The 17,737-nt window shown below is 61.4% G+C and carries 11 protein-coding genes; 6 read left to right on the top strand and 5 right to left on the bottom strand.

From position 1 onward, the window contains the following. The first annotated feature begins 15 nt into the window (after positions 1-15). Positions 16-1,374: an aminotransferase class I/II-fold pyridoxal phosphate-dependent enzyme gene (locus tag O6760_RS25140; RefSeq protein ID WP_269582391.1), complete on the top strand. Its 1,359-nt coding sequence runs from the start codon at positions 16-18 to the stop codon at positions 1,372-1,374. 31 nt (positions 1,375-1,405) lie between these two features. On the opposite strand, the gene O6760_RS25145 is transcribed toward O6760_RS25140, so the two are convergent. The 5 genes from O6760_RS25145 to O6760_RS25165 form a co-directional block, all read right to left on the bottom strand. Beyond that, positions 1,406-2,230, bottom strand: a complete 825-nt coding sequence (locus O6760_RS25145) for an SDR family NAD(P)-dependent oxidoreductase (RefSeq protein WP_269582392.1) — start codon at positions 2,228-2,230, stop codon at positions 1,406-1,408. Positions 2,231-2,249: 19 nt separating this feature from the next. Then, a complete protein-coding gene (locus O6760_RS25150; protein ID WP_269582393.1) occupies positions 2,250-3,989 on the bottom strand; it encodes a capsular polysaccharide export protein, LipB/KpsS family in 1,740 nt (579 codons plus the stop codon). After that, a complete protein-coding gene (locus O6760_RS25155) occupies positions 3,986-5,308 on the bottom strand; it encodes a capsule biosynthesis protein (RefSeq protein WP_269582394.1) in 1,323 nt (440 codons plus the stop codon). Before O6760_RS25155 ends, O6760_RS25150 begins: the two co-directional genes overlap by 4 nt. Further along, positions 5,292-6,641, bottom strand: a complete 1,350-nt coding sequence (locus O6760_RS25160; RefSeq protein WP_269582395.1) for a capsule biosynthesis protein — start codon at positions 6,639-6,641, stop codon at positions 5,292-5,294. Before O6760_RS25160 ends, O6760_RS25155 begins: the two co-directional genes overlap by 17 nt. Positions 6,642-6,717: 76 nt before the next feature. Further along, on the bottom strand, positions 6,718-7,848 hold the full coding sequence (locus O6760_RS25165) for a polysaccharide biosynthesis/export family protein (RefSeq protein ID WP_269582396.1): 1,131 nt from the start codon (positions 7,846-7,848) through the stop codon (positions 6,718-6,720). A gap of 353 nt (positions 7,849-8,201) precedes the next feature. On the opposite strand from O6760_RS25165, the gene O6760_RS25170 reads away from it, so the two are divergent. The 5 genes from O6760_RS25170 to O6760_RS25190 all read left to right on the top strand — a co-directional run bounded on the left by O6760_RS25170 (position 8,202) and on the right by O6760_RS25190 (position 17,713). Further along, complete coding sequence (locus O6760_RS25170; RefSeq protein ID WP_269582397.1) at positions 8,202-9,269, top strand: AGE family epimerase/isomerase; 1,068 nt, start codon at positions 8,202-8,204, stop codon at positions 9,267-9,269. Positions 9,270-9,395: 126 nt separating this feature from the next. Further along, positions 9,396-10,307, top strand: a complete 912-nt coding sequence (gene folD, locus O6760_RS25175) for a bifunctional methylenetetrahydrofolate dehydrogenase/methenyltetrahydrofolate cyclohydrolase FolD (protein WP_269582398.1) — start codon at positions 9,396-9,398, stop codon at positions 10,305-10,307. Positions 10,308-10,540: 233 nt separating this feature from the next. Further along, positions 10,541-12,523: an autotransporter assembly complex protein TamA gene (locus O6760_RS25180; protein ID WP_332306205.1), complete on the top strand. Its 1,983-nt coding sequence runs from the start codon at positions 10,541-10,543 to the stop codon at positions 12,521-12,523. A gap of 5 nt (positions 12,524-12,528) precedes the next feature. After that, complete coding sequence (locus O6760_RS25185; RefSeq protein ID WP_269582399.1) at positions 12,529-16,875, top strand: translocation/assembly module TamB domain-containing protein; 4,347 nt, start codon at positions 12,529-12,531, stop codon at positions 16,873-16,875. A 484-nt stretch (positions 16,876-17,359) separates the two neighbouring features. Further along, positions 17,360-17,713, top strand: a complete 354-nt coding sequence (locus O6760_RS25190; protein ID WP_269582400.1) for a helix-turn-helix domain-containing protein — start codon at positions 17,360-17,362, stop codon at positions 17,711-17,713. Positions 17,714-17,737: the final 24 nt, after the last annotated feature.

Genomic DNA, 17,737 nt, shown 5'->3' on the forward strand with positions numbered 1-17,737 from the left:
TAAGGAATATCGGGAATGGGCGCAGATGATCGCGCCAAGCTGATGGACAGCTTGAAAGCCAATCGCCGGTCCGCCCGTGGGCGGACCACATCAGCCGGAGACCGCCCGGCCGCGGTTGCACCGAAGCGCAAGGTATACGATTTCAAGGAGCTGCCGCAGGTCAAGCAGCTTCAGATGCATCGTGCGGCCGCGGACATGATGGGCATCGAAAACCCCTTTTTCCGCGCCCATGACGGACTGGCCGCAGGCACAAGTGTCATTGACGGCGGCAACTACGACAATTTCGCGTCCTACAATTATCTGGGACTGAATGGGCATCCGAGTGTCAGCGCGGCAGCCAAGTCCTATATCGACCGCTTCGGCACCAGCGTCTCGGCAAGCCGGATCGTGGCCGGAGAACGTCCCTTTCATGCGCAGCTGGAAGCAGCGCTGGCGCGGATACACGGGGTGGAATCGTCGATCGTCATGGTCTCCGGTCATGCCACCAACGTGACAACGATCGGTCATCTGATGCACAAGGGCGACCTGGTTCTGACCGACGCGTTCGTGCACAATTCGATTGCCGAAGGTGTCAGGTTGTCCGGCGCGACCCGGATGAATTTCCCCCATGACGACCTGGACGGCCTGGAAAAGTTGCTGTCCGATCACAGGCACAAGTTCGACAAGGTCCTGATCATCGTCGAAGGCCTTTATTCAATGGACGGCGATTTTCCGGACCTCAGGCGGATCGTCAAACTCAAGCAGGCCTACGACGCCTGGCTGATGGTCGACGAGGCCCATTCCATCGGTGTGCTCGGCAAGACCGGTAAGGGCATTGCGGAGCATTTTGATATCGACCCGAACGAAGTCGAGATATGGATGGGCACGCTCAGCAAGACGTTCTCGTCCTGCGGCGGCTACATCGCCGGTTCCAAGGTCCTTTGCGATTATCTGAAGGTGACAGCGCCCGGTTTCGTGTTTTCCGTAGGCCTGTCCGCGGCCCTGGCCGGCGCGGCCATCGCGTCCGCGGAAATGCTCGAAAACGAACCGGAACGTGTCGAGCGACTGCAGAAGAACGGCGCCCTGTTCCTGAAGCTCGCCAGGGAAGCGGGTTTGAACACGGGACCAAGTGCGGGCTATGCCGTCGTGCCGGTCATTGTCGGCGATTCCGCGGGTGCGGCAACGCTTTCCAACAGGTTGCTCGCAAAGGGCATCAACGCGCTGCCGATCATTTTCCCCGCTGTGCCTGAAAAATCCGCGCGTATCCGGTTCTTCATCACCAGCGAGCACACCGAAGAGCAGATTGCCCGCGCGGTCGAGACAACGGCGGCGGAACTTGAGGCCATGCGCGCCGACGGCACCGCGGTTGATCGGCTGATCAAGGCCGCCCGGTAGCGGTTTTTCCCATGTCCTGAAGGCCGGCTCTTCAGCCGGCGTCGCGATGATGTCTATCCGGATCGTCGTACCTGGGATCCTGCTCGATCTCCACGTCGAACCCCCCCATGAAGACATCACCGAGTTTCGGTGGCAGCAGGTTCTGCAAGCGAATTCCCAAGGCCAGAAGGAACGGGAAGGCGTAGAAGGCTTTCCGCTTCAAGATGGCCCGGTGCATCAGCCTGGCTGCCCGGTCGGCCGGCATTTCAAAGGGTTTTGCCCCCTTGTGACGCGCCGACATCGGAGACGTGACGAAACCCGGACAAATGATCGTTACGGAGACACCGAACGGCTTCAGCCAGCCGCGCAGGGAGTGGCCGTAGCTGATCAGCGCGGCCTTGGTCGCGCTGTAACTGGGCATGTCCGGCAACGCCCTCATGCCGGCAAGGGAAGAAATCAGTACGACCTGGCCGCGCCGCCGCTGCTGCATGGCGTCGATTGCGCCCGTTATCGTGTTGACGACACCGCGGTAATTCACGTCGATCTGCCTGTCGCTGTCGGCATCCAGCTCACGCGTTCGGTTCGGTCCGAGCCCCGCGGTTACGCCGGCATTGGCAATCACGAGGTCGACCGGGCGGCGACCGTCCAGATCCTTCAGGTAGGCGTGAAGCGTCTCCCGGTCTCGAATGTCGATGGCACGCACTTCCCCCTGGCTGCCCGCTGCGCGCAATTCCTCCAGGAGCGGCTGCAAGCGGCTTTCGTCACGCGCAATCAGGGCGAAATATGTTCCAGGTCCGGCGAATTCCCGCGCAAGCGCCTGGCCGATTCCACCGCTGGCCCCGGTCAATACGATGACCCTGTCCTGCCTGCCCGACATTGACCCTACCTCGTTCCTGTCACAATCCGAGCTTCCGGCCGAGCCACGAAGCATGCCGCTTCGCGGCGGTTATCAATAGATGTTTCCGGTCCGTCCGCTGCGCCGCCAGTCTGGATACCAGAAATTCCGGTGTGCACGGCAGCAGGGTGACCGGATCGATCGTCCGTGCGTATTGCACAAGAGCAAGATAGACCAGCTCCGGCAGGCTACGGTGCCGTGTCCTGCCTTCGATCGGCGTCAGATCTTCACACAGGCCCCAGCCAGCATAAAAGGGTGCGCCGTGAACGGCGACCTTCTTTCCGCGGAACAGCGCTTCAAAGCCGGAGAGCGACGAAAAGGTCTCCAGCGCGTCAACGGCTTCGATAAGGTCGATGATGTTGGCGTCCCGTGCAATCAGGTCGGCATATTCCAGCGCCTGATCCGGAGGCACCTTGCCCTTGCGCAATCCGGTCTCCACGTCCGGATGGGGCTTGAACACAAGAAACGCGTCCGGATTGCGCGCCCGCGCGAGCCGCAGCAGGTCGACATTCACGTTCGGCGTGTTGGCGCAATCGATGGTCGCGGACCGGGATTTGCGGATCGCCGCATCATCGGCCACCTGTCCAGGCACCAGTATCCTGGTCTTGCCCGCAGGAAATTCGAATGCCCGGGACCTTCCGAAATTATATTTCGACACCCTGGCCTGCCTGATGAGGTCAATCAGGGTTTCACCGCGCCGGTATTCCTGTTCCGACAATTCGTGGTTCTGCAGCAGAACCTCAAGCCGGCTTGGCCGGGAGGGATCGTAATAGATACCGAGATCGTCCACTGCCAGCATCGCTCCGCGCGCGAGGCCCGCCCCAAGGCCGACCGAGCGCAGAAAGCCGTCCTCTATCCGGAGAAGCGGAATGTTCCTGCTTGCACATTCGGCTTCGAAACCGGGATCCGTTCTTCCGGCCCAGGACAGAATGCGCCCTCCACTGGCCCGGGCGGCAGCAACCGTTTCGGACTGGGTTTCATGAAAGCTGACATCTCCCCCCTTTCCGGAAAAAGTCGCGCGGATCGAGGGATGGTTCCAATACTGGGCGCCGTAACAATGACCTGGAACCGAATTTTCCTGCCAATGCGCGTGCATGGTCTTGCAGATTTCCGCAGCCACTTCCGGCAAAACCGGGCGTCCCGTATAGGGAGAGAACCAGACGGTGCGCCAGGTCAGAAGGCGATCGAGGAACTCGTTCAGGGCAATGCCTTCAGCCTCGCAAGCCTGCAAGATGCCTGCGTCCAGCGGGTCTTCCGCGTACCGCTCATCCACCTGCCGCAGCAAACGGTCCAAAGCTCGGCCCAATCGTCCGGCCTTCACTTGCTCGCCGGCGGCTTCACAGCTGAAGGCATGCGAGCGCCAGAAATCGGAAAATTTGAAAACACTCACCGGCTGTGCCTGACGGACCGAGCGCACCAGCGCATGGGCAAGTTTCTGCGGTCCCTGCCCGGCTTTCTCCGCAGCACCGCTGCCCGACAACAGCACAAGGCTGGCCGGGAGACGCTGTGCCTCATGTGAGGTCGGTCCGTCCAAAACCGCCAGCACTTCTGTGGCAGACGGATTCACGGCAAATCCGGATCGCAGGATCATGTCCTCGCCAACCGCGTGGTATCGCCGCCCGGTATGCGGCGGTGGGAGGACACCTGTTCCGAGCGCCATGGCAACACGTGACCTGAGCGGTTTCAGCGCCGGGTCTCCAAGCCGCAGAATTCTGGACCCCAGTCTTTCCAGATCCGTCATAGCGGCACCCCGAGTGCACGGGCCCGTGCCAGCCTTGGCGGAGGATCCACGAATGCACCGAACGCATTGATCGAATGCGCCTCGATCCGCTCCGCAATGTTCCGCGCCGCTACCACGACACCTTCCCGATTGTGAATCGACCCTCTGACCTGGGTGCTCGCCGCCAGAGCGATGACATAAGCCGTCAACAGCTCCGGATCGGGTCCTTCCGGCTCGCTCCAGAAGGTTTCGAGACTGCCCTGGTGCGTCAGCCCATCGATATCATAATGCGCCGGCACCAGGGTTTTGACGGGAAGGCACGCCTGGAGGGCTTCCAGGCCCGCGGTGGAATTCAACGTGACCACGCCTGATGCCTTTTCGAAGGGCTTTGCCAGGCCGCCTCCGTCCAGATAATGCACTCTCGTGCCCAGATCGTATTTGGCCGCCAATTCCTTCGAGACCTGCGCCCAGTTCTCGAACCCGACGTCCAGCGGGTGGCTTTTCAGGATCAACCGGGTTTCAGCCGGCGCCGTTGAAGCGAAGGAACTGAAGACGGTTTGCAGGACCTCGACGAAACTGTCGTAAGGCGAATGGCGTCGAAGCTGGAAGTCGCCCTCCAGCTGTATCGGCAGAACAAAATACGGTTTTCCGGAATCCTGCACCTGCCTGAGGGACGTTTCCGCAAGATGCGTGCGTTGCCCTTCCTTGAGCAGGCGCACGGCACCGCGCAGGTATTCTTCCACCGGCGGATAGATCGTGTGCCGCTCGTACCCGGGAAACAGCGGAGAAAGGAACACGTTGACGAGGTTGTAGATGACATCCGGAGCCGTCTGGAGCCAGAAGGAAGACGGATACATGGGTTTCAAGTCGACATTGCCGGCGCGCCGGGCAATGTCCCGGATTGCGTCCGGATCGGTCGGAAAATGGCTCAGGGTGGACAGGCCATTCCGCTCCAGCGTCATCCAGCCGGGCCGCAGCGCACCGAGTTCGGTCACCGCGACATGTATGTCGAGCTCAAGCGCCTTTTTGACGGCCACGCGATGGTAGATCCGCTGGTCACCGTGGAGGACAAGGTCGGTTATCTTGTTCCGGACCAGGAAACGCTCGATGTAGCCCGGCCATTCCGAAGAGGTTTCCTTGAAGTTGGCACATCCCTCGCCATGCCAATGCAGCCAGTCGCCGGCGCAGAAATTGATACGGAAGACGGTCATTCCCCGGGTCTTCAAAAGATCTCCGACCAGTCTGAACAGGGGAGACAACGGACCTTGCAGGAACAGGACACGCCGCCCCGCCTCGTTTCCGGTGTTCGTGGACGCCTTGAGGTCAGCGGCGCCAGGCATGAGACCACCGTTCAGTCTTGCCTCTTGTCTTCAACTGTTGCGCGAAGGTCGTGGCAATTCCGCGTGACACGGCCTTTTCCAGGCGCGGTGGCCGGTCACACAATGCGTCGGGCTGGTTGACCGTGTCATTGACAATCCTTTCGGCCATCAAGTCCGCGGCGGCTTCCCTGCCCTCCCGCGTGTAGAAGCAGCCTTTCACTTGAATGGAGGCAGCCAGCAATCGTTCAAGCGCATCGAGAAGCTCGGCGTCCGGGGCCGACCCGTGGCGCCAGAACTCGTCCAGCGACTTCTGGCACGTCAACCCCGGAAGATCGTACAGGGCGATTCCGAGAACCTTGGTTGGGCACCGGGCGCGCAAAGAGTGAAGGCCGGTCGTGCTGTTGATGGTCAAGGACCCGGCGGCATGTTCCAACAACAGGTTGAGTTTGCCGCCGTCGACAAGCAGGACCCGTTTCTTTACGCCGTGTTTCTTGGCGATCGTGCGCAGGATACGGACCCAGGGTTCCATGCCGTTGTCCAGCGGATGGATCTTGAACACGAGCCGGGCGGCACTCGGAGCATGTTGCGCGAAGGAGTGGATCACCTCTTCGGCAGCCTCGGCGATGTGATCATATTGCGAGTTGAACCGCAGCTGATAGTCACTCTGCAGCTGAAGCGGAAACACGTAGTAGGGAAGATCCGTCGAAATGATGTCGTCGATCACGTGATTGGCGTGCCGGTTGCGGCGCCTGGCCAGGGCAAATCGAGGAATATTGCTCAGATAGTCGATGATCGGGTGATAGAGCTTGTCCCGCACGTATCGCGGATAAGCCAAGGCAAAAAACACGTTGGCGACATTCCAGCTGACTTCGTTCACGGCCTCGTTGATGAACGGGTACCTGTAGCGCGGCCGGCGGTCGATGTCCGGAAGCGCACTGCCCAGGCGACGGATCAGGTCGGGATCGTCCGGAAAGCGCGAATGCGCCGACATGCCGCAGTGTTCCAGCGTGATCCAGTCCGGGCGAAGGTAGCCATTTTCGTAGGTCAGGCAGGTCAGCCCCAGCTCCGCGCCGACTTCAGCAGCGGCAACGTGGTAAGGAACCCGATCCGCATAATAGACGATATGCGTGACCTTGCGTTGCACACAAAAGGAGCGAAGCCAGTCAGGCCAGTCTTCCAGACTGCCTCGATATGAGGTGCAGCGGCGGTCGTGCCAGCCAAGCCAGTCTCCGGCGCACAGATTCACACGACAGGTTTTCGCGCCCGCCTTCTCAAGGCTGTCCGCGATTGTACGCGCAAACACACCGGGTGGGCCTTGTAAAAAGAGCACCACCATGGAGCTGACTGAACTCATGCCAAATTGCCAATCCGTCGGCCTGGGCGCCCAGGCCTTCGCAGGGCTCGGCGCAATGCATTCCATCCATCAACTATTAATCGGTAATTCTTTGAACAGTCGAGTAGTTGCTGATGAGCGGAGCGATAATCTGCAGGAATTTGCCGAGTTCCGCGGTCGGGTGGTTGGATACGTACAGAATGTCCTTGTCCCGCATCTCGAAATGCTGGGACATGAAGAAACCCTTGGGATCCCGCAGGCTCAGCTTGTAGACAAGCGGTACGCTTTGCGTGGAGCCGATCTTCTGAGCCAATTCGGGTTTCAGACGCTTGACCAGCGCCCCGTCTTCGTACCGGAAAAGGAAAACACCGTTCGCATCTGCCCGTTCGTCGCGCAAACCGCCAACGGTTGCGAGCGCTTCCGCCATCGTCACCGTCTTGGTTCTGAACGGGACGAGCTGATTGTCCTTCACGGCGCCAAACGCCGAGAAAGTCCTGGGCCTATGCGACAACAGGATGTTGTCGTTGGGCGAAATCAGAACATTGTTCTCCGGATAGTCGAACAGATCTTCCAGGCGCGTTGTTCCCGCCCGCTTGCCGCGCTTGAGCGTCACGACGGTTTCGTAGGTTGCCTCACGCGCCCCACCGGCCTCGGCGACAAGGTCAAGCAGGCGTGTGTTCCGCAATGGCAGCGGATAGACACCGGGCTTGGCGACATCGCCGACCACCACTGCGGTCGAACTCAACTTGTCGCGCAAGGAGATTAGCACCTGAGGCTCGACGGCCTTGCCGACAAGCTTCTTCTGGACCGACTGGCGCAGGCCCTCGATGCTCAGGCCGGCGGCCCGGACGCGTCCGGCGTAGGGAACGAAAATGTAGCCGTTCTCGTCAACCACGGACGGAATCTGGCTTGAACCGCTGTTGCCGCTGGAAAACAGGCCGTCGGGCGACGCTTCCCAGATGGTCACGGTCAGCGTATCGCCGACCCCAAGAAGCGTGGGAGAACCGCCACCACCGACACCACGAAACTGGTTGGCGAAAGCCAGCGGACGATAGGCTCTGATGGTCTCAATGTTATCGGGACTGACGGTTACGACCGTGTAGTCGCCCGCCTGAGCACTCGTCTCAACGTCCTGCGTCGTTATATTGATGGCAGCCGGACCGTCACCCGGCAGGGCAGCGCATCCGAACAAGCTCCCCGCAGCCACCAAAACCAACAAATTCCGCATCAGCACCCGTTCCACCCATTTTGCTGCCAGTCTGGTAGCACCCCCATGCCATGATGTCCAAGACGCATCGATGGTATCCCCTGGAGAAAGCTCCCGGCTGTGACTTTGCTGTAACAGTAGGCCTGTTTTCCTAGTGAATTGATTAATTTCCGATTTATGGCCTTTGGCCCTCCAGGGAAGCCGCATTAGTGTGCCCTGTCTGTTCGACATTGAATTCATGGGCTCCGGGATACTCCATGACCGCAAGATCATCACCAAACACTACAGATACTATTAAAATCTTATCGTTAGATTTAACGAGATGGCTTGTCGAGGACGGACTGCCCCTCTGGGCTCGCGAAGGATTCGATCCGGTGCGGGGCAGATGCAGTGAGGCAATCAGCCTGGACACCCTGGAAGGCACCCGGTCGGCATGCCGGGCACGTGTCGTCCCGAGACAGATCTATTCCTTCCTGGAAGGTGCAAGGCTTGGCTGGACCGGCCCCGCAGCGGATATCGCGACAGCACTGCAGGACTGGTATCTCGGGTCCTTTCTTCTGGAAGACGACACCTTCGCCGCCGCCGTTGCCTGGGACGACACCCTCAGCGATCCTGGCTTCGATCTCTACAACCAGGCATTTTCGCTTTTCGGTCTCGCCCAGGTGGCCCGTGCAGTTCCCGCAGGAAGGGACCGTGCCGTCTCGCAGGCCGCCAAACTGATCAGGCGCCTTTTGGACGGCTATCATCATTCCGAAGCCGGTTTTCACGAAGCCGTTCCCGATCGCCTCCCGCTGTGCTCGAACCCTCATATGCACATGCTTGAAGCCTGCCTTGCCTGGGAGGAGGTGTCCGATGATCCATTATGGCGGGACCTTGCCGACGAAATCGCCGAACTCGCCTTGACGCGATTCATCGACCCCGTCTCAGGCGGTCTTCGCGAGTTTTTCGCACTCGACTGGACACCGGCCGAAGGAACACCCGGACGGATCATGGAACCCGGGCATCAGTTCGAGTGGGCGTGGCTTCTTGTGAGATGGGGGGGCTCGCGCGCAGATGCGGGCGCCCTGGTGGCAGCAAGGCGCCTTTACGACATAGGCTGGACCTATGGCATCGATGAAAGCCGCGGCGTCGCTTTCATGGCCATGAAAGACGACTTTTCCGTCCATGATCCTGTCGCACGCCTGTGGGCGCAGACTGAATGGCTCAAGGCCGCCATCGCCCTGGCACAAGTTTCGAACGGCCCCGAGCGCCTCGCCTATCTGGCCGACATACCAGATGCCGTTCAGGCGCTGCGGCTTTATCTGGACAACGCACCGGCTGGCCTCTGGCGCGACAAGATGGCTGCCGACGGCGCATTCAAGGACGAACCGGCTCCTGCCAGTTCGCTGTATCACATCGTTTGCGCCGTTTCGGAGCTGGATGCTTTTTCCCGCGCACTTTGACCGTTCCGGCGGCGAATGACGAAACCAGAGCATGAAACGACGCAAACGGCCTTTTTTGATTGCGGACTGCACATTATAGCTTGGCCCGGTTCAATCGAGACGATGCACGACAATCAGGGAGACCGAATGTCCCAGGCTCAAATCATAGACGGCAAAGCCATCGCGGAATCCGTCAGGCAGGAAATCACCGACAGCGCAGCCAATCTGCTGTCCACAAGCGGCAAACGCCCCGGTCTCGCAGTCGTTCTCGTCGGCGAGGACCCGGCCAGCCAGGTATATGTGCGCAACAAGGACCGGGCCGCCGAGGCCTGCGGCTTCCATTCCGTCAAGCACACGCTGGCAGCCGACACCAGCGAGGCGGACGTTCTGGCCCTTGTCGAGCAGCTCAACAACGACCCTGAAATCCACGGGATCCTGGTTCAACTGCCCCTGCCCGGCCATATCGATGAGAGCAAGGTCCTCAGACTGATCCGCCCGGAAAAGGACGTCGACGGATTTCATCCCGTCAATGTCGGCCTTTTGACGGCCGGTGAACGCGGCAGCGCACTGGTCCCTTGCACACCGGCCGGTAGCCTGGTGCTTTTGAAGCGCACGCTCGGCGACACATTGGCCGGTCTCAACGCGGTCGTGGTCGGCCGCTCCAACATTGTCGGCAAACCAATGGCCAGCCTTCTTTTGCAGGAAAGCTGCACGGTCACGATCGCACACAGCCGTACGCGAGACCTGCCGGCTGTCGTTCGCGCGGCCGACATCGTGGTTGCCGCTGTCGGACGTCCTGAAATGATCAAGGGTGACTGGATCAAACCCGGCGCCACCGTCATCGACGTCGGTATCAACCGTATTCCGGCCCCGGAACTCGGCGAAGGCAAGAACCGCCTGGTCGGCGATGTCGCCTTCAAGGAAGCTGTCGGCCACGCCGGTGCGATCACGCCTGTTCCAGGCGGCGTCGGACCGATGACGATTGCGATGCTGATGGTAAACACGCTTACGGCGGCCCGGCGTCTTCTGGGTCTTCCCGAAGAAGAGGCCCTGTTTTAAGCCAGGGGCGTTGCCTGCGGGCAATCCGGACGCCGACCCGTGGAGCCCGCCGGCGCCAAAGCGCCGGCGCAGCTTCTCCCTTGCGCTTCTTCAGGTGACATGGTGTATCGTGTTCGGATTGTTTTAACCATGGTTCCCTAAGCTGATTAACGTAGGGGCTGCAAACGCAGTGGGCTGGATCGAGACAGAATGCTCTGTGTGTCCAGGCCTGCCAATCCGACAGGCGGGAGTAAGTGAAGGGTCTACCGTCCTGCAAGTCCGGCCAATGTGTCGGCGTGCGTCATTCGACGCTTCCTTCGCCGGCAGTCCTGCGCGCCGCCGGCGCGTTTTGGCATGCCCGCAGGCTGACGGGAATCGGCCTCACGTGCCTGTTGCTTGCGTCAACCGCATTGCCTGGCCACGCTTTCGAGATTTTCGGCTGGAAGTTCTTCGAATCCGGCGAGGCGGAAACCGAGGCTGTTCCGGACCCGACACCCTACGAAGCCACCTTGAGTGTTTCCGGAACGTCGGACGAACCGCAAAAAGACCTCGAAGCCGCTTCTCTTCTGGTCCAGCAGCAGAACCAGCCTCCTTCCGGCGAAGCCGGCCTTATTGCACGAGCCCTATCCGATCGCGAACGGCTAATCGCACAGCTATATGCGGACGGGCGTTATGGCGGCACGGTCGATATATCCCTCGCCGGCATCCCACTCGAAACCGCTCTTGAGCGGAGCGACCTTCCCGATGGCCGCCCTGTGAAGGTTGCGATACTGGTCTCGCCGGGCCCGGCCTTTACCTTTGGAAAGATCGCGATCGAGACCCGCGGCAACGATCTGTCGAGCGACCCCGCCTTCTGGGGGCTTACCAGCGGTGACCTTGCCGCCTCCGGCAAGGTCCTTGCCGCCGAACGACAGATCGTCAATGTGCTGAGAGGCCGCGGCTATCCGAAGGCCAGGATTGCCGAACGCCGCATCACCGCGGATCACGCCACCAACAGGCTCGACGTCACGCTGGTCGCGGACACCGGCCCACAGGCCCGCTTCGGCCAGGTGTCGGTCAGCGGTACGGACGTGACCGATCCCGGCTTTGTCATACAGCAGGCGATGTTGCCGCAAGGTGGCATCTATTCGCCGGAAGACTTGGCCAGAGCCCGCAAACGGCTGAATGAACTTGGCATTTTTTCCTCAATCCGCCTTGTCGAAGGCGACATCGCGGGGCCGGACGGATCACTGCCTATTCTCATCGAAGTCAGTGAACGAAAACGGCATGTCATAGGGGCCGGAGCTTCCTGGTCCAGCACGGAGGGTTTTGGAGTCGAAGCCTATTGGCGCAGGCGCAATCTTTTCGGACGCGGGGAACTTCTTTCAGTGGAAGGATCCGTCGGCCGTATCGGCAATGAAAACCTTGAGAACCTTGAATATTCCACGCGGATCGCGTTCGAAAAGCCCGGGGTCTTCGGACCACTGACAAGTTTCTCCACCAGCCTTGCAGCCCGGCAGGAAAACCCGGACGCCTACAAGAGCCGGTCGATCACCTATGACGCCTTTCTCAACCGGGAGTTTTCCGAACAGCTCAAGGGCCGCGCCGGGGCGGAAATCTACTACGCCAACGAGGAAGATGCCTTCGGCACCGGCGATTACCTGCTCGTGGGACTGCCGGCAGGGCTGACCTTCGACAACCGGGACGACAAGCTCAATCCGTCGAAGGGGGTCTTCGCCGCGCTGTTCGCCGAACCGGCTTATGATGCGCTCAATTCCAATGCCATGGGTTTCGTCAAGGGCACCGTTTCGAGCTATTACGCCCTGGACGAAGCCAAACGGTTCATTCTGGCCGGCCGCGTTTCCGCCGGGTCCATTGTCGCCCCCTCGGTCGAATCCGTTCCGGCAAGCCGGCGCTTCATTGCCGGCGGCGGAGGCTCCATCCGCGGCTACGCATACCGCAATGTCGGTCCTCGCCTGAACGGCGAAGTGGTTGGCGGGCGCTCCCTGCTCGAGCTGTCGGGTGAAGTGCGCGTCAAGGTGACGGACACCATCGGCATTGTCGGTTTTGTCGATGCCGGAAATGCGTATGAAGACAGTATTCCCGATTTTTCCGAAAGCCTGAAGGTGGGCGTCGGTGCCGGCCTGCGCTACTTTACCCCGATAGGACCGCTTCGAGTCGATGCGGCCATCCCGCTGGATCCGGAACAGGATGATCCGGATTTTGCCCTCTATGTCGGTTTGAGCCAGGCTTTTTAACGCACATGCGTTTTGTCAATCTGTCCCTGAGAATCCTCGGATTCCTGATCCTTGTAGCGATCGCCGTTCCGGTGCTGGTCATCGGAGTGCTTCAGGTGCCGTCGGGACGTCATCTTGTCTCCGGCATCGTCAGTTCGCTTGCCTCCACACCGGACCGGCAAATCACCGTCGAAGGTCTCTATGTCAGTTTTGCCCTGGATGCCGGCGTAGACAGGGTCGGCATTGCCGACCAGGAAGGGATCTGGTTGACCGTCTCCGGGATCGCGGCCGCCTGGCATCCGCTTCAACTGCTGTCCGGAGACATCGACATTGCCTCGCTCACGGCAAGCCAGGTCGACTTCCAGAGGCCGCCGGCGCCGCAACCGGAGGAGACGACGGCAGCGGGTGGAGACAGCACCGGGGCCGGTGGATTGGCCCTGCCGTTCAACATCACACTGGACAGCCTCTCGATCGGGGAAATCAATCTCGGCGACGGATTGCTGGGTGCGCCCGTGTCCCTGACAGCGTCCGGTGCCGGTTCATTTGCGCTGGATCCGGCCCTCGTAACCGCCGATCTCGACGTTCACCGCATCGACGGCATCGAGGCTGGCCTGGTGGCCAAGGCGCAATTCGAACCGGCGGCGGAAACCCTCCTCTTCGACATCAGTGTTTCCGAACCGCGCGGCGGGCTGGCCGCACGCCTGCTCGAAGTCCCTGACCTGCCCGCGCTCGATGTCTCCCTGGAGGGGAACGGCCCTTTGACCGACTGGGCCGCCACGCTCGACATAGCGCTCGACGGCCGGTCCACGGTGACCGGATCGGCGACCCTCAAGGAAACTGCCTCCGAACGCCACCTGACCTTCGATCTGGACGGTGACCTCGCGCCGTTGGCCCCGCCGGCGGCGCAGGCCTTTGTGCTGGGAACGACCAATGCCGCAGGAACCGCACGATTCTCGCCCGACTTTGCCCCCCTTGCCGCAGATATTGCCCTCAAGACGCAAACCGTGGACCTGGATGCACGGGCTGAACTAACAGGCGACAAGGTGGAAGCGTCCGCCAACCTTTCGGTCGGTGCCGGCAATGGCGCGCTGATCGCGCTGGATATCGGCGAACGGCGCATTGCGTTCGGCCCGCTCGACAGTCAGGTTTCCGTATCCGGGCAACAAGCCAACGCGGACTGGGCGGTGAAGTTGGGCCTTGCATCTTTCCAGACAAGCGAGGCGCGCACCGGCTCAATCCAGCTGACAGCCTCCGGTGACGGCGCCGATCTGACGCCCGATGTCCTGACCACACCCTATTCCGTGTCGCTCAATGTGACGGGGCTGGAAGGCCTGACAGCTCAAACGGCCCCCTTGACCGGCCCACTGTCCCTCAACGGAACCGGGTCATTGGATGGCAAGGCCGGATCCGCTCGGATCGCCGAATTCGCCCTGTCGTCCGCAGTGGCGGCGCTTGCCGTTACAGACACTGCGCTGTCAGCTGACCGTGTCACCGGCCAGGGCCGCCTGTCCCTGCGCGACCTGGCGAAGCTATCTGCGCTTGCCGGACGGGATCTCGGCGGGAGCATCGAGGGGCGGTTCACGGCGGATCTGGATCCTGCAACCATAACCGGCTCGGCGACCGCGTCCCTGATCAGCCGCGATCTGATCACGGGCATTTCCCAGGCCGATGCGCTGCTTGCGGGCGAGACCCGTACCGATCTCACACTGGCTCTGAACGGTACGGCGGATGTCGATGTCGAAAGCCTGACGCTGGACAATGACCAGGTGAGCGCCAAGGGGTCGGCCCGCTACAGCCAGGACGAACTGGCATCCACGCTGACGGCCAGCCTGGCCGACCTCGCTCAGGTGGATCCGCAGCTTTCCGGCAGTCTCGACCTGGAAGCAAGCACGTCCGGTGCGCTTGCGGCACTCGAGGTGCAGGCGGAAGCCTCGTCAAAACAGATCCTTCTGGCAGGGACGCCTCTCGACGACCTGCAATTCTCCGCGCAGGCGATCGCCGATCCATCGGCGCCGAAGGCCACCATCAAGACATCCGCCGAACTCAATGGCCAGCCAGTCGCCGTTGACGTTGAACTGACCAGCACGGATGGCGGCGCCGATATCAGGCCGCTTTCGATCAAACTGGCGGGCAACACAGTGACCGGCGCGCTTGCAGTAGCCGATCTCGACAAGCCCATCGAGACGCTGAAGGGCGATCTGGAGATCGATGCACCCGACCTCGCCTCCCTGTCCCCTCTCCTCTTGACAGAGATCAGCGGCCGCATTGCCGGAACCGTGACGGCCGACCCGCAGACCAGGAAACTCGCCCTCGACATTACCGGCGGCGACATCAGCGTTCCTTCCGCAAGCATCGGTCGCCTCACCCTGAAAGCCGACCTTGCGGCCCCATATGCGCCTGAAACGGTTTCTGCCGACATCGAGGTTTCGGACCTGCTGACCGATGCCACACCGGTGCACAGTGTCCGGCTCCAGGCGAGGCCCGACAACGGCGGAACCGCGATCGGAGCCACCGTTGATCTCGACAGCGCCGGCAAGGACGGCCTGACCGTCAAGGCGCGTGTCAGCGAGCCGGAGAGCCAGAGCTACCGGTTGGACCTTTCTGAACTCGCCATGCGCTACCAGGGCCTGTCCAGCAAGTTGAAGCAACCGACCACGATTTCCTACGCCGACGGGACCGCGGTGATCGAACCGCTGGAACTGCAGCTTGGCGACGGATCGCTGGAAGTGTCCGGCCAGGCCGGCGAACAGCTCGATCTGAAGGCTGTCCTGACAGAGGTGCCGCTGAACCTGGCCAATGCATTCGTACCCTCCCTCGGCCTTGGGGGAACGCTGTCCGGCACTGCAGCAGCCTCCGGCAGCACCTCGGCGCCGGTGGCGAACTGGTCGATCACGGGATCGGGGCTGACAGCCGCCGAACTCCGCAGCAATGGGCTGGCCGCCCTCAGCCTGTCAACCTCCGGGGACCTGAAAGACAATCAGATCTCGCAGAACACCAAGGTCAGCGATCCGAACGGCCTCGCCCTCACCGCCTCCGGAACCGTCGGCATTCAGTCGCCCAATCCGCTCGCGCTGTCGCTGAATGGAACCGTCCCCACGGCAGCCCTGAGACGCCCGTTGCTGGAAGCCGGCATTCGTGCCGAAGGGGCCATTTCCCTCGCCGGATCCGTCAGTGGCTCCGCCACGGCGCCGCAATACCAGATCACGGCGACCCCGGCCGGGTTGAAGGTCACGAGCCTGTCGACCGGGCTCACGGTTCAGAACATCCGCGGAACGGCCGCGGTCAACCAGGACCAGGCGTCGCTGAACGGCATTGCCGGCGATCTCGCCACGGGCGGTTCGCTGTCGGCGAGCGGCACGGTGGGCACGAAAAACGGCTTTCCCACCGACCTTTCGCTGAAACTCAACAAGGGACGGTATATCGATCCCGGGCTGGTCACCGCGGAGGTCGACGCCGACCTGAAGGTAACCGGTCCTTTGGCATCCACTTCGGCGTCGGCCCTGGTCGGCGGAACCGTAACGATCAACAAGGCCGATGTGTCCATTCCCGAATACCTGCCGGGTGCAATCCCTCCAGTGGAGGTGCGTCACGTCAATGCCTCCAAGGCCATCCGACAACAAGTTGCGGAACTGGGCGGCGAGAACGGCCGTGCGCAGACCCAGCAAAAGACAATTCCGCCGAGACTGGACATTCAACTCTCGGCTCCGGGCCGGATATTCATCCGCGGGCGCGGCCTCGACGCGGAACTGCAGGGCGATCTCAAGATCGTCGGCACCACGGCCTCCCCCCAGGCAGTCGGTGCCTTCAACCTGAAACGGGGGCAGCTGGACATCCTGACCCGTCGCCTGGTGTTCTCCCGCGGAAATGCCTCGTTTGAAGGCTCGCTCACACCGGTGCTCGATTTTGCCGCCACCACGACCGTGAGCGATACCACCATCACGGTCACAGTCAGCGGTGAGGCCGACGACCCCCAGATTGCGTTCAGCTCGTCTCCCGAACTCCCGCAGGACGAGGTGCTGGCGCTGCTCCTCTTCGGCAAGAGTGTGGGCAACCTTTCACCGACCCAGGTCGCCCGGCTTGCCGCCGCCATCGCGACACTGACGGGCGGCAGCGACAACGGCCCGCTCGCGCAGATCAGAAAGTCTCTCGGCCTGGACGCGATCGACATCAATACGGACGGCGAAAACGGACCGTCTGTGGCTGTCGGCAAATACATAAACGACAATATCTATGTCGGTGTCGAACAAGGCACGGGAAGCGGCTCGAGCCGCGTCAAGGTCGATATCGATCTGGATCGGGGCTTGAAGGTTCGCGGCGAAGTTGGTGCGGACGGGGAATCCAAGGCCGGCATATTCTTCGAACGTGAATACTAGGGCCAAGGCTCGTTCTTTTGATTGAAATGGCGCAACAAACGGCGATGAGCTGCAAGGAAAAGCGAGACAAGCGGGTTTCCTGCCCGGCCCACGCGCTTTGACGCAGCAGATAGACGCCGCTTCGCGTCCCTCCGGGACAGGGTGAATTTGCCCGGCAACGTCGTTGCACATCTTTTCAAGCCGGACGGTTTCCAGCAGATTTGCGCCCCCTATCCGGACAATTTCATCCCGCCATTTCATCCAGATGAATGGGTCCTGCCCCTGGAAGAATGAAACCGCCACGGCAATTTTGACAGGCTCCGTGCGTGTAGCCGCCCTCGCGAACCGTTAATGCGACAAAATCGCCCTTGGCGGTTGCGGCGTGCACACGAGACGTGCAAGTGTGCGCGCCATGACCCAAATCTTCAAAAGAAACACTTCGCCTCATACGGAGAGGACCGTTTATCTGGCGGCGGAGTCAGCCGGAACTGACGGGAGTGCACCAATGTCCACGAGCAGCAGCGACTACACCCTGGGTGAGCGGATCTGCAAGGCGCGGGATGCCTCCGGTCTGTCAACAGCTCAGCTCGCTCGCCGTCTGGGCATCAAGACCTCCACCCTGCAAAGTTGGGAAAGCGACCGTTCGGAACCGCGATCGAACAAGCTTGTGCTGCTGGCAGGCGTCCTGAATGTCAGCCCGACATGGCTGCTGGTCGGCCGCGGCACGCCACCTGTGTCCGACGTCCCCGCCGTCTCGGACCTTGACAGCATGCGTGCGGCGCTGGACCGCGTGCAACGTCAGGCCCAGGCGCTTGCGGACGAAATCACGGCACTTCAGGAGCGCCTGGAAGGCGTCTGAACACCTCCCTGACCTTCCGTATTG

The sequence above is a fragment of the Roseibium sp. Sym1 genome (assembly GCF_027359675.1).
GTDB lineage: Bacteria > Pseudomonadota > Alphaproteobacteria > Rhizobiales > Stappiaceae > Roseibium.

Coding starts and splice junctions, on each gene's coding strand:
- O6760_RS25140 (WP_269582391.1), top strand. CDS start 16: ATGGGCGCAGATGATCGCGCCAAGCTGATGGACAGCTTGAAAGCCAAT.
- folD (WP_269582398.1), top strand. CDS start 9,396: ATGTCCCAGGCTCAAATCATAGACGGCAAAGCCATCGCGGAATCCGTC.
- O6760_RS25165 (WP_269582396.1), bottom strand. CDS start 7,848: ATGCGGAATTTGTTGGTTTTGGTGGCTGCGGGGAGCTTGTTCGGATGC.
- O6760_RS25155 (WP_269582394.1), bottom strand. CDS start 5,308: ATGCCTGGCGCCGCTGACCTCAAGGCGTCCACGAACACCGGAAACGAG.
- O6760_RS25190 (WP_269582400.1), top strand. CDS start 17,360: ATGTCCACGAGCAGCAGCGACTACACCCTGGGTGAGCGGATCTGCAAG.
- O6760_RS25145 (WP_269582392.1), bottom strand. CDS start 2,230: ATGTCGGGCAGGCAGGACAGGGTCATCGTATTGACCGGGGCCAGCGGT.
- O6760_RS25150 (WP_269582393.1), bottom strand. CDS start 3,989: ATGACGGATCTGGAAAGACTGGGGTCCAGAATTCTGCGGCTTGGAGAC.
- O6760_RS25160 (WP_269582395.1), bottom strand. CDS start 6,641: ATGAGTTCAGTCAGCTCCATGGTGGTGCTCTTTTTACAAGGCCCACCC.
- O6760_RS25185 (WP_269582399.1), top strand. CDS start 12,529: ATGCGTTTTGTCAATCTGTCCCTGAGAATCCTCGGATTCCTGATCCTT.